Origin of the sequence: Micromonospora sp. NPDC047074 (assembly GCF_040643815.1) — a bacterium.
Lineage (GTDB): Bacteria > Actinomycetota > Actinomycetes > Mycobacteriales > Micromonosporaceae > Micromonospora.
The window spans coordinates 39,579-51,880 of sequence record NZ_JBEYVB010000030.1 but is presented as its reverse complement, the minus strand read 5'-3'; the positions used below and the strand labels follow the sequence as shown (position 1 = coordinate 51,880).

General features: G+C 72.1%; 10 protein-coding genes. 4 read left to right on the top strand and 6 right to left on the bottom strand.

Going from position 1 to position 12,302, the window contains the following annotated elements; all coding sequences use genetic code 11:
- Window positions 1–255 precede the first annotated feature (255 nt).
- The 4 genes from ABZ809_RS25970 to ABZ809_RS25955 all read right to left on the bottom strand — a co-directional run bounded on the left by ABZ809_RS25970 (window position 256) and on the right by ABZ809_RS25955 (window position 6,699).
- The gene (locus ABZ809_RS25970) at window positions 256–1,848 is read right to left on the bottom strand and encodes an MDR family MFS transporter (protein WP_357565214.1); all 1,593 of its coding nucleotides are present in this window, start codon (window positions 1,846–1,848) and stop codon (window positions 256–258) included.
- A 67-nt stretch (window positions 1,849–1,915) separates the two neighbouring features.
- Entirely contained in the window at window positions 1,916–2,536 is a 621-nt protein-coding gene (locus tag ABZ809_RS25965; RefSeq protein ID WP_357565213.1) for a TetR family transcriptional regulator, read from the bottom strand.
- Between the two features lie 125 nt (window positions 2,537–2,661).
- The gene (locus ABZ809_RS25960; protein ID WP_357565212.1) at window positions 2,662–5,289 is read right to left on the bottom strand and encodes a discoidin domain-containing protein; all 2,628 of its coding nucleotides are present in this window, start codon (window positions 5,287–5,289) and stop codon (window positions 2,662–2,664) included.
- Window positions 5,290–5,463: 174 nt separating this feature from the next.
- Window positions 5,464–6,699, bottom strand: a complete 1,236-nt coding sequence (locus ABZ809_RS25955; RefSeq protein WP_357565211.1) for an ROK family transcriptional regulator — start codon at window positions 6,697–6,699, stop codon at window positions 5,464–5,466.
- A 220-nt stretch (window positions 6,700–6,919) separates the two neighbouring features.
- On the opposite strand from ABZ809_RS25955, the gene ABZ809_RS25950 reads away from it, so the two are divergent.
- From ABZ809_RS25950 to ABZ809_RS25935, 4 genes are all read left to right on the top strand, one after another.
- On the top strand, window positions 6,920–8,218 hold the full coding sequence (locus tag ABZ809_RS25950) for a sugar ABC transporter substrate-binding protein (protein ID WP_357565210.1): 1,299 nt from the start codon (window positions 6,920–6,922) through the stop codon (window positions 8,216–8,218).
- A 66-nt stretch (window positions 8,219–8,284) separates the two neighbouring features.
- Window positions 8,285–9,265 carry a sugar ABC transporter permease gene (locus tag ABZ809_RS25945; RefSeq protein ID WP_357565209.1) on the top strand — a complete coding sequence of 327 codons (981 nt, stop codon included), beginning with the start codon at window positions 8,285–8,287 and terminating at the stop codon, window positions 9,263–9,265.
- Window positions 9,258–10,097, top strand: a complete 840-nt coding sequence (locus ABZ809_RS25940) for a carbohydrate ABC transporter permease (RefSeq protein ID WP_357565208.1) — start codon at window positions 9,258–9,260, stop codon at window positions 10,095–10,097. Before ABZ809_RS25945 ends, ABZ809_RS25940 begins: the two co-directional genes overlap by 8 nt.
- A gap of 38 nt (window positions 10,098–10,135) precedes the next feature.
- Entirely contained in the window at window positions 10,136–11,512 is a 1,377-nt protein-coding gene (locus tag ABZ809_RS25935) for a GH1 family beta-glucosidase (RefSeq protein ID WP_357565207.1), read from the top strand.
- 73 nt (window positions 11,513–11,585) lie between these two features.
- Here the strand turns inward: ABZ809_RS25935 and ABZ809_RS25930 are convergent, their stop codons facing one another.
- Together ABZ809_RS25930 and ABZ809_RS25925 are read right to left on the bottom strand one after the other, a co-directional pair.
- A complete protein-coding gene (locus tag ABZ809_RS25930) occupies window positions 11,586–11,879 on the bottom strand; it encodes a hypothetical protein (protein ID WP_357565206.1) in 294 nt (97 codons plus the stop codon).
- A complete protein-coding gene (locus ABZ809_RS25925; protein ID WP_357565205.1) occupies window positions 11,873–12,193 on the bottom strand; it encodes a hypothetical protein in 321 nt (106 codons plus the stop codon). Before ABZ809_RS25925 ends, ABZ809_RS25930 begins: the two co-directional genes overlap by 7 nt.
- Window positions 12,194–12,302: the final 109 nt, after the last annotated feature.

Genomic DNA, 12,302 nt, shown 5'->3' with positions numbered 1-12,302 from the left:
GCTCGATCCTGGATCGAGTGGGTATGCCGCGACTGGATGCCACTCAATCCAGGATCGAGCACGATCTTGCATGTCGGGCTGGCCGCGCATCGGCAAGGAATCGCGGACGCACGGTCCGGCCGCCCGCCCGGCCCACCCGCCCGTGCGCCCGGCCCACCCGCCCGTGCGCCCGGCCCACGCGTGCGTGCGCCGGGAGTTCCGACGCGCAGAGGGCGGCCCGGCAGGATCGCCGGACCGCCCTCGACAGGTGTGGGCTCAGTGCGCGCCGGGCAGCGTGGCGGCCGCCTCCTCGCGGGCGAGCCGCTCGGTGCCGCTGAGGGTGTGCAGCGGCTTCTCCCGGATGAACAGCACCACGACCACGGCCAGCAGCGCGATCGGCGCGCCGATGAGGAACAGCTCCGCGGTGGCCGTGCCGTACACCTCCTGCACGATCCGGAGCACCGGCTCGGGCAGGGCGGACATGTCGGGCACCTCCCCGTGGCCCCCGCCGGGGGCGCCGCCGCCAGCCAGCGGGCCCAGCTTCTCGGCGCTCAGCGTCGCCACCCGGTTGGCCAGGACGGCGCCGAGGGCGCTGACCCCGATCGTGCCGCCCATGCTGCGGAAGAAGGTCAGCGTGGAGGTGGCGGCCCCCAGGTCCTGCGCGGGCACGTCGTTCTGCGCGGCGAGCACCAGGTTCTGCATCAGCATGCCGACGCCGATGCCCAGCACCGCCATGTAGACCCCGAGCAGCAGCATGCTGGTGTGGGCGTCGATGGTGGCCAGCAGCGCCATGCCGACCGTCATGATCACCGCGCCGGCGACCAGGTACGCCTTCCACCGGCCGTGCTTCGTGATCAACTGACCGGCGACGGTGGACGAGACCAGCAGGCCGAGGATCATCGGCAGGCTCATCAGCCCCGCCATCGTCGGCGACTTGCCGAGCGAGATCTGGAAGTACTGGGACAGGAACACGGTCCCGCCGAACATCGCCACGCCGACCAGCACGCTGGCGATGGTGGTCAACGAGACCGTCCGGTTGCGGAAGATGTGCAGCGGCACGATCGGCTCCTCCGCCCGCGACTCCACCCAGACGGCCAACCCCAGCAGGGCGAGCCCGCCGCCGACCATCAGTGCCGTCCAGCCCGAGGCCCAGGCGAACTTGTTGCCGGCCAGGGACGACCAGATCAACAGGGTCGAAACCCCGGAGGTGATGAACAGCGCGCCGAGCCAGTCGATCTTCACCTTCCGGCGGGTCACCGGCAGGTGCAGGGTGCGCTGGAGCAGGAAGATGGAGAGCAGGGAGAACGGGACGCCGATCAGGAAGCACCACCGCCAGCCCAGCCAGGAGGTGTCCACCAGCACGCCGCCGATCAGCGGGCCGGCGATGGTGCCGACGCCGAAGACGGCGCCGAAGATGCCGGCGTAGCGGCCCAGCTCGCGGGGCGGGATCATGGCCGCCATCACGATGGTGGCCAGCGCGGTCATGCCGCCGGCGCCGATGCCCTGCACGACCCGGCTGACCAGCAGCACCTCGACGTTCTGGCTCAGCCCGGCGATCAGCGAACCGATCACGAAGAGACCGAGGGAGAGCTGGATCAGCAGCTTCTTGCTGTAGAGGTCGGCCATCTTGCCCCACAGCGGCACGGTCGCCGTCATGGCCAGCAGCTCGGTGGTGACGATCCACGTGTAGACCGTCTGGGTGCCGTTCAGGTCGGCGATGATGCGCGGCAGCGCGTTCGCCACGACCGTGGAGGCGAGGATCGACACGAACATGCCGACCATCAGGCCGGAGAGTGCCTGGAGCACCTCGCGACGGGACATGCTGCCGGAGCCGACCTTCGCGGTCTCGGCGGGCACGGTGGCGGTCATTGACCTTCCTTACCGGGTACGGGGTTCACGGACCTTCCGGACAGCTCGCCGGAAGAGGGCTTGCGGATCAGGACCGGTCGGGCTGCGGCAGCCCCGCGGCGAGCGCGGCGAACGCCTCGTCGACGAGGTCGGCCAGGTCCGGACCGTCGGAGTGGGCGGCCCACCGGGCCATCGCGGTACGCAGCGCCGCCCCGGACACGGCGGTGACCAGCGCCGGGTAGCCGTGGTCGGGATCGACGCCGACCCGCGCCGCGACGACCTCGACGATGGCGCGCTCCGTCTCGGCGTTGCCGGCCAGCAGGCGGGGCAGCAGCGCGGGGTTGCGCGCCACCACGTCCATCCGCAGGCACCACAGCTCGCGCTCGGCGTGGATCTCCTCGATCACCTCGTCGAGCGCGGCGCGCAGCGCGGTCAGCACCGCCGCGCCGGGGGGCGCGGCGGCCAGGCGCGCCACCAGCCGCTCCACGTCGCCCGCGTGGTCGCCGACCAGCGCGTCGTCCTTGCAGGCGAAGTAGTTGAAGAAGGTGCGTGGGGAGACGTCGGCCGCCTCGCTGATCTCCTCCACCGTCACCTGGGCCAGGCCGCGCTCGGCCACCAGGCGCAGCGCCGCCTCGGCCAGCGCGGCCCGGGTCCGGCGCTTCTTGCGGTCGCGCAGCCCGGGGGCGGGTTCGGTTCCGGCCGTCGTCACGCCGGAGAAGCTACAAGCAATCTTGCAGGTTGTGCAAACTTATATTTGGTGAAGTGATGTGGGTTACCCGGCGACGCGCGGGCCCGGCCGGGGCACCCCCGGCCGGGCCCGTCTTCGGCACGGGATCACGGATAGTTCGTCAGGTACACCACCTGGTTTGCGGTGTTGGCGGTGCCGCCGACGCCGTTGACCACCCGGTTGATGGTGCCCACGCCACCGAGGGAGACGGTGACCATGTTGGTGAACCGGACGTTCGGATTGGTCGGCGCCTCGATGGCGCGGTCGGCGACCACCGACGGGTTGACGTTGAAGTAGCAGTAGCTGCCCATCCCCCACGCCTGGTGGCTGGTCACCCCGTCGGCCACCTTGTACGCCGCGTAGCCGCGGGTGGCCCCGTTCATCCAGCCCGCCTGGTTCGGCGGGTCGTACGGCATCTCGTTCTGGTAGAAGTACGTCCGCCCGCCGTTGCCGTTCCAGACGGTCTGGTACCGCTGGTAGTGCTCGACGAAGAGGCCGTACATCGTCACGTCGTCGCCGTTGACGGTCAGGCCGGTGTCGGCGGTGTTGACCGTCCAGCCGACGCCGTCGCCGTGGTCGGCCCGCCACAGCCACATGTGGTCGCCGATCACGTGGTCGCTGTTGATGGTCAACGTGTTGGTCGCCCGGCCGACGCCCGGCCCGCCGATGCGGAAGAAGACGTCGTGCAGCGAGACCGGGTTGGCCGCGTGGTTGGCCGCCGACCCGGGCGGCCCGACCTCCATCAGCACCGGCGAGTTCACCTGGCCGGCCTCGAACATGATGCCCGCCACCTTCACGCCGTCCACGTCGGCGACCCGCATCGCGACGGTGCCGTTGTCGGCCTGGATGGTCGCCAGGCCGAGGCCGAGGATCACCGTGTCGGCGCGGTCCACCCGGATCGGCTCGGTGACGTGGTGCACGCCGGGGGTGAACAGCAGGTGCCGGCCCTGGGCGAGCGCCGCGTTGATGGTGGCCGCGCTGGTGCCCGGCCGGACGACGAAGAACTGGCTCAGCGACAGCGACGAGCCGGCCGGGGTCTTGCCGTACCAGCTGGTGCCGGTGGAGTTGGTGCGCAGCGCCGGCACGAAGACCCGGTACTCGCCGGTGCCGTCGACGTAGAGGAACGGCTTCTCGCGCACCTGGGGGGTCTGCGGGATGACGGTGTGCGAGGGGTTCGGGAAGTGCGGCGCCGGGGCGCCGGTGACGCCCTGGAAGACCATGTTCCACACCGACCCGGTCCAGCCGTTGCCGAACTCGCTGTTGCGCGAGTACCACTGCTGCTGCGAGCCGGAGACGACCAGGCCGTCGATCCTGGTGTCGGCCATCAGGCCGCCGCTGGACCAGCCGTCGCCGCCGTTCCAGAGCTGGATCTGGTTCTGCGCGCCGCGCAGGTGCATCCGCCGGTACGGCGCGGCCTGCGAGACCGCCCACCGTTCCACGGTCACCCCCGCCGGCAGGGTCACCGACAGGTTCTCGGCGGCCCGCCAGAAGTTCTGCGTGGCGTTGCCGCCCATCCAGAACGCCTCGACCCGGACGTGCCCGTTGAGGTTCACGTCGTCGGGGCTCATGCCGAGGCCGGCGACCTGGGTGAAGAAGCCGAGGTTGACGTCGGCCGTGTAGCTGCCGGGCTTGAACAGCACCGCGTAGCGCTCGGGACCGAACTGGTTGGTCTCCTGCTGGGTGAAGAGCGTGTTCAGCCGGTTCTGGATGGTGGCGGTCGGGGTGGACGGGTCGAAGACGAAGGTGTTCGGCCCGAAGTTCGGGTTGCGCGGGTCGGTCGGCTCCACCGGCGGGGCGTCGCCGCCCGTGGTGTGCACCGCCAGTTCCCAGAGCGAGTAGCCGTAGCCGGTGGCGCGCGTCGTGCCGTACACCCGCAGGTAGCGACCGCTGCCGGCGACGGTGAGCGACTGGCTGCCGCCGGCGCCGGCGGTGGTGCTGTACACGGTGGTCCAGGCGTTGCCGTCGGCCGAGGTCTGGAGCTGGAACGCCCGCGCGTAGGCGGCCTCCCAGGTCAGCACCACGCGGCAGATCGACCGGACGGTGCCGAGGTCCACCCGCAGCCACTGGGGGTCGGCGGCGGCGCTGGCCCAGCGGGTGCCGGGGTTGCCGTCGACCGCGGCCGAGGCCGGCGTTCCGGCGTTCTCCACGGACGACGCGGTGGCCGGCTGGCCCTGGGCGACGTTGGCGCTGCCGCAGGCGGGCGGGTTGCCGCCGGTCTCGCCGTAGACCTGGAACTCCCAGAGCGAGTAGCCGTAGCCGGTGCCGCGCGCGGTGCCGTACATCCGGACGTACCGGCCGGTGCCCGTGACGTTCACCGTCTGGGTGCCGCCGGTGCCGGCGGTGGTGCGGTGGACGGTGGCCCAGGTCGCGCCGTCGTCGGAGGTCTGGATCTCGAAGGCCCGGCCGTAGGCGCCCTCCCAGACCAGGGTCACCTGGCTGAGGGTGGCCCGGGTGCCGAGGTCGACCTGGAGCCACTGGGGGTCGCTGAAGGCGCTGGCCCAGCGGGTGCCGGCGTCGCCGTCGACCGCGGCGGCCGCCGGGGTGCCGGCGTTCTCCGTCGACGAGGCGGTCGCGGGCCGCCCTTGGGACAGCAGGCTCGGTGCGGCCTGCGCCGGGGGCGTCCCGGTGGCGGGGGTGAGCGCCGCGACGAGGAGCAGCGCGAGCCCGACGAGCAGCCGCCGGGCGGGTCGCCCCCGCGGCGACAGCGGGCGTACGGATGTAGCGCGAGATGTCATGACTTCGCCTGTCGGTAGAGGGTCGCTGACCTCGGGCGTGACGGGGTGCGGGAGCGGCCCACGGCGCCGGGGTGGTGCCGCCGGGATCGGCGCCGTGGTGGGTGAGAGCGCTCTCGTCCGAGTGTTGCGGCGCCGTTGCGCAGCCGTCAAGACATCGATAAATAACGCTGTTATTTATCCGTGAAGTTCGATTTGTTCGGTGATCCGCCGGTTCGCGGGCCGAATTCCGCCCGCCGCGAGCAGCCGCTCGATCGGCAGCGTCGCCGCGCCGAGCGCCACCGCATCGACACCCAGCACGCCCAGCTCGATCGACGCCTGCTCGTACGGCTGGCGCAGCGCCTGGCGGCCGGCGGCCTCCCGGACCGCCGGCAGCAGCCCGCCCAGCGCCATCGCGGCCCAGCCTCCGAGCACGACCCGCTCCGGGTTGAACAGGTTGATCAGGTTGGCCACCCCGGCGCCGAGGTAGGCGGCCGTCTCGTCCAGCACCCGCCGGGCGGTGGCCGAGGTCCCGGCCGCGTCGACGAGCGCGGAGAGCTGGGACTCCTCGTCCTCGCCCGGGACCGGCTCGCCCCGCGCCTCCCGGTAGCGGTCGATGACCGCCTCCGCCCCGACGTACGCCTCCAGGCAGCCACGGACCCCGCACCGGCAGGGCCGCCCGCCGTAGACCAGGGTGGTGTGCCCCCACTCCCCCGCACTGCTGGAGGCGCCCCGGTAGGTCGCCCCGTTGGTCACCACGGCGGCGCCGATCCCCGAGCCGACAAGCGCGAAGACGGCGTGCCGGGCGCCCCGGCCGGCGCCGAACCACATCTCCGCCTGGCCGAGCGTCTTGGCGCCGTTGTCGATGTGCAGCGGCAGGTCCGTGCCCGCGGCGATCAACCGCTCCAGCGGCACCCGGTCCCAGCCGAGCGACTGGGCGTGCACCACCGCCTCCCGGCCCTGCTCGACGACCCCGGACACGCCGATGCCGACGCCGAGCACCTGGGTGGGGGCCACCCCGGCCCGGGCCGTGACCACGTCGATCCCGCTCAGTACGTGCCCGGCGACCACGGCCGGCTCCGTGCGCCGCGGATCGAGCGGGTACGCGACGGTGGCCAGCTGGGTCATCGCGAAGTCGAACAGCTCCACCCGGACCCGGGTCTCCCCGACGTCCACCCCGACGACGAAGGCGAACCGGGGCGCGACCCGCAGCATCATGCTGGGCCGCCCGCCGTCGGACTCCGCCGCGCCGGCCTCCACGACCAGCCCCTCGTCGATCAGGTCACCGACGACGTTGCTCACCGCCGGCTGGCTCAACCCCGTGCTGCGGACCAGGTCCTGCCGGGTGAGCGGCCCGTCGAGGAAGAGTTTCGACAGCAGGGCGGACCGGTTGCGCAGCCGGACGCCCCGGTTGGTCGCGCGCGCCAGCTCCACTCGCCACCTCGATCCCCTCGGCCGTCCGGAGCGACTGTACGACCCCGTGCTTGACGGCCCATCGGCCAACCACTTTAATGACCACATTCATTAAGCCGTAATGGAACTCTGGGAGCGCCGGCCCCGCCGAGGCGTCCCCGCCCACCGTCCGCCGGCACCCCGTCACCCCCGTCCCACGACGGCGTCGGCGACCCCCACCACTGCAACGGAAGGGCATACCGTGTCGAGACGACACCTCGGGATACTCGCGGTGGCCGCGCTGGCCGCCGCCACGCTGACCGCCTGCGGCGGCTCCGGCAGCGAGGACGGCACCGCCGCGAAGACCCTCACCTACTGGGCCAGCAACCAGGGCGCCAGCCTGGAGGCGGACAAGGCGATCCTCCAGCCGGAGCTGGACAAGTTCACGCAGCAGACCGGGATCAAGGTCAACGTCGAGGTCGTGCCCTGGTCGGACCTGCTCAACCGGCTGCTCACCGCCGCCACCTCCGGCCAGGGTCCGGACGTGGTCAACATCGGCAACACCTGGTCGGCGTCGCTCCAGGCCACCGGCGCGCTCGTCGAGTTCGACGACGCCACCCTCGCCAAGGTCGGCGGGAAGGACCGGTTCGTGCCCGCGGCGCTGGCCGCCGCCGGGGCGCCCGGCAAGCCCCCCGCTGCGGTGCCGCTCTACAGCCTGGCCTACGCCCTGTACTACAACAAGAAGGCGTTCGCCGACGCCGGCGTGACGAGCCCGCCCAGCACCTGGGAGCAGGTGGCCGAGGTCGGCCGGAAGCTGACCGGCGGCGACCGGTGGGGCCTGGCCGTCGAGGGGGCCAACCCGTCGGAGAACGCCCACCACGCGTTCACCTTCAGCCAGCAGTACGGCGGCGAGTGGTTCGACTCCGCCGGCAAGCCCACCTTCGACACCCCGCAGAACGTCACGGCCGTCAAGCGGTACGTCGACCTGATGGCCGTCGACAGGATCGTCAACCCGAGCAACGCCGAGTACGCGCAGAACCAGTCGGTCTCCGACTTCGCCAACGGCAAGGCGGCCATGCTGCTCTGGCAGGCCGCCGGGTCGAACCTGAAGTCGCAGAACATGGCCCCCGACGCGTACGGGATCGCGCCGGTGCCGTTCCCGGCCGCCCCGCCGGCCGGCGGCAAGAAGGTCAACAGCATGGTCGCCGGGATCAACATGGCGGTGTTCAAGCACACGAAGAACCGCGACGCCGCGCTGGAGTTCGTCAAGTTCATGACCAGCGACGCCGAGCAGGTGGCGCTGAACAAGACGTACGGCTCGCTGCCCGCCGTCGCCACCGTCGCCGGCGACCCGGCGTTCGCCGCGCCGGAGCAGAAGGTGCTCCAGCAGACCCTCGCCACCACGGCCGCGCCGCTGCCGCAGGTGCCCGACGAGAGCACCTTCGAGACCCTCGTCGGCACCGCCATCAAGGAACTCTTCGCCGACGCCGCCAGCGGCAGACCGGTCACCGAGGAGAGCGTCCGGCAGAAGCTGACCCGGGCCCAGCAGCAGATGCGCTGACCCGCCGGACCGGTGGCCGTGGGAGGGACGCCGACCCTCCCACGGCCACCCTTCGAGAGGACCCCGATGGCCACCACCACGACCTCCCGGGACGCCGCCGCGCCGGGCCGACCCCGCCGCGCGGTCCCCACGGACCGGTCACCCGGCCGCCGCCGGACCCTGCTGCCGTACCTCCTGCTCGCTCCCGCCATCGTGCTGGAGCTGGCGATCCACGTGGTCCCGATGTTGGTCGGGGCGTGGATGAGCCTGCGGGAGCTGACCCAGTTCCAGATCCGGGACTGGTCCACCGCGCCCTTCGTCGGCGCGGAGAACTACCGGGTCGTGCTCGACGTCGACTCGGCCGTCGGGGCCGAACTGCTCCGCTCGTTCGGGGTGACCGTCGCCTACACGGTGGCCTCGGTCGGGCTCTCCTGGGTGCTCGGCACCACCGCCGCCGTGCTGCTGCAACGCCCCTTCCGCGGCCGGGCCGTGCTGCGCGCGCTCTTCCTCACCCCGTACGCGCTGCCCGTCTACACCGCCGTGATCACCTGGAGCTTCCTGTTGCAGCGGGACACCGGCCTGGTCAACCACGTACTGGTCGACCAACTGCACCTGCTCGACGAGCGGCCGTTCTGGCTGATCGGGGAGAACAGCTTCGTCGCGCTGCTGGTCGTCTCGATCTGGCGGTCCTGGCCGTTCGCCTTCCTCTGCGTCATGGCCGGCCTGCAGAACATCCCCGGCGAGCTGTACGAGGCCGCCGCGATGGACGGGGCCGGGTTCTGGCGGCGGCTGCGCGCGGTGACGCTGCCGATGCTGCGCCCGGTCAACCTGGTCCTGCTGCTGGTGCTGTTCCTCTGGACCTTCAACGACTTCAACACCCCGTACGTGCTCTTCGGCGGCTCCGCACCCGAGCAGGCGAACCTGATCTCCCTGCACATCTACCGCAGCTCCTTCAAGACCTGGGACTTCGGCGCCGGGTCGGCGATGTCGGTGCTGCTGCTGCTCTTCCTGCTGCTGGTCACCGCCGGGTATCTGCTGCTCACCAACCGCCGGAGGAACGATGCGTGAGACCGCCGCCGAGCGCTGGGCCCGCCGGATCGTGCTGACCCTGCTCGCGCTCTTCGTGCTCGTCCCGCTCTACGTCATGCTCAGCTCGGCGCTCAAGCCGTTGCAGGACGTGCAGAGCGCCTTCACCTGGTGGCCCCGCCGCCCGACCACGCAGGCGTTCGTCGACATGTGGTCGACCGTGCCGCTCGGCCGCTACCTGGTCAACAGCCTGGTCGTGTCGACCGTGGCGGCGGTCTTCTCCGTCACCGTGGCGATCTTCGCGGCGTACGCGGTCAGCCGGTACCGGTTCCGGGGCCGGGGGCTGTTCTCCGTGACCGTGCTCTCCACCCAGATGTTCCCCGGCATCCTCTTCCTGCTGCCGCTCTTCCTCATCTACGTCAACCTCGGCAACGCCACCGGCATCCAGCTCTACGCCAGCCGCACCGGGCTGATCATCACGTACCTGACGTTCTCCCTGCCGTTCTCGATCTGGATGCTGGTCGGCTACTTCGACTCGATCCCCCGCGGCCTCGACGAGGCGGCGCAGGTCGACGGCGCCGGCCCGCTGCGGACGCTGTTCCGGGTGATCCTGCCGGCGGCGGTGCCGGGCGTCGTCGCGGTCGCCGTGTACGCCTTCATGACCGCCTGGGGCGAGGTGCTCTTCGCCTCGGTGATGACCGACGAGGGCAGCCGCACCCTCGCCGTCGGGCTCCAGGGCTACTCCACCCAGTTCAACGTGTACTGGAACCAGGTGATGGCCGCGTCGCTGGTGGTCAGCGTCCCGGTGGTGGCCGGCTTCCTGGCGTTGCAGCGCTACTTCGTCGCCGGCCTCACCGCCGGCGCGGTCAAGTAAGGCCATGTCGGCCGCACACCCGTGAGGAGAGCCCGCCCGTGCCGGACCTGTCCACCCTGCCGCCCGACTTCCTGTGGGGGGTCGCCACAGCCGCGTACCAGATCGAGGGGGCGGTCCACGCCGACGGCCGCACGCCGTCCATCTGGGACACCTTCTGCGAGGTGCCGGGCGCCATCGACAACGGCGACAACGGGGCGGTGGCCTGCGACCACTACCACCGGTGGCCGCAGGACGTGACGCTCATGCGGCAGCTCGGGGTCGACGCGTACCGGTTCTCGGTGGCCTGGCCCCGGGTGCTGCCCGACGGCACCGGCCGGGTCAACCCGAAGGGCCTCGACTTCTACGACCGGCTGGTCGACGCGCTGCTGGCGGCCGGCATCCGGCCGTTCGTGACGCTCTACCACTGGGACCTGCCGCAGGCCCTGCAGGACCGGGGCGGCTGGCCGGAACGGGCCACCGCCGAGGCGTTCGCCGACTACGCCGCCGTCGTGGCCGGCCGCCTCGGCGACCGGGTCGCCGACTGGACCACCGTCAACGAGCCGCTCTGCGTCGCCTGGATCGGGCACCTGGAGGGCCGGATGGCCCCCGGCGAGCGGGACCTGACCAGGGCGGTAAGCGCCTCGCACCACGTCCTGCTCGGGCACGGCCTGGCCACCCGGGCGATCCGGGCCGCCGCCGCCAGGCCCGCCGCCGTCGGGGCGGTGTGCAACCTCAGCCCGTGCGAGCCGGCGAGCGACCGGCCGGCGGACGTGGCCGCCGCGCGGCGGATGGACGGTCACGTCAACCGCTGGTGGCTCGACCCGCTGCACGGGCGCGGCTACCCGGCCGACATGGTCGCCACGTACGGCGTCGAGCCGCCGGTGCGGGGCGACGACCTGACGGTGATCGCCACCCCCACCGACTACCTCGGCGTGAACTACTACTTCCGCCAGGTGGTGGCCGACGACCCGGCGGGGCCGCCGCCGTACGCCCGGCAGGTGCCGGTGCCGGGCGCGGTGCACACCGCGATGGACTGGGAGGCGTACCCGGCCGGGCTGGAGCAGTTGCTGGTCGCGGTGACCGAGGAGTACGCGCCGGCACGGCTGGTCGTCACCGAGAGTGGATCGGCGTGGCCGGACGAGGTCACCGCCGACGGGACCGTCGAGGACCGGGAGCGCACCGACCACCTGGAGCGGCACCTGGCGGCGTGCGCGGCGGCGGTCGGCCGGGGCGTGCCGCTGGCCGGCTACTTCGTCTGGTCGCTGCTGGACAACTTCGAGTGGTCCTACGGCTACGACAAGCGCTTCGGGCTGGTGCACGTCGACTACCCCACCCAACGGCGGACGGTCAAGGCGAGCGGCCTGCGCTACGCCGAGCTGATCCGCGCCCACCAGCGGCTCGCCGGCTCGGGCGACGCCGTCGGGGTGAGCCGATGACGGGCTGACGGGGCCCGGGAGACCCCGGGCGCCGCCGCCGGGCGGCGCCCGGGGACCCGCCCTCAGCGCGACGTCAGCAGAACCAGCCGTCCTGGACCCAGCCGCGCCGGTTGACGTGCCCGTAGGCGAAGCCGTAGACGTAGCCGGCGCTGCGCGGCCCCTCGACGAGGAACGTCTGGCCACGGTAGAGGGTGCCCATCCACGCGCCGACCGGGGCGGTGCGGACGAACAGGTCCTGGGCGCACACCTCCTCGCGCTGCCCGATCGTCCCGTTCGCCGCCTGGCCGGGCGCCGGGGTCAGCGCCAGCGCGACGCCTACCGCCACCAGCGACGCGCCGAGCCGTCGCACGACACTCCCGCTCACCATGAGCCGTATCCTCCGACGCACTCGATCCGCACGTAGCCCCAGTCGTTGGGCCCGAAGTCGAAGGTGGCGGCCCAGCCGTTGTAGACCGGGTGCGCGCCGGGCGTGTGGCCGATCTTGTTGCCGTGTTCCAGGGTGCGCTTAAAGCCGCGCGGGCCGCTCGCCGAGTCGTAGTTGGCGTAGAAGCTGGCGCTCTGGCAGACGACCACGGCGTGCCGCGGCACGACCGGGTCGGCCTGCGCGGCGGTGCCGCCCAGCGCGAGCAGGGCCGCGCCCGCCGTCAGGACGCCGACCGCCCGACCAACCTGTGCTCGCATCCGCACCTCCGCAGGTAGGACCTCACTGTCCCGCACCCTACCGGCCACGTCGACAATCTTCTATGTTGGTGTGCCGCCGCGCCTGTCGTCGAGCCGGAGCGCCCGATGC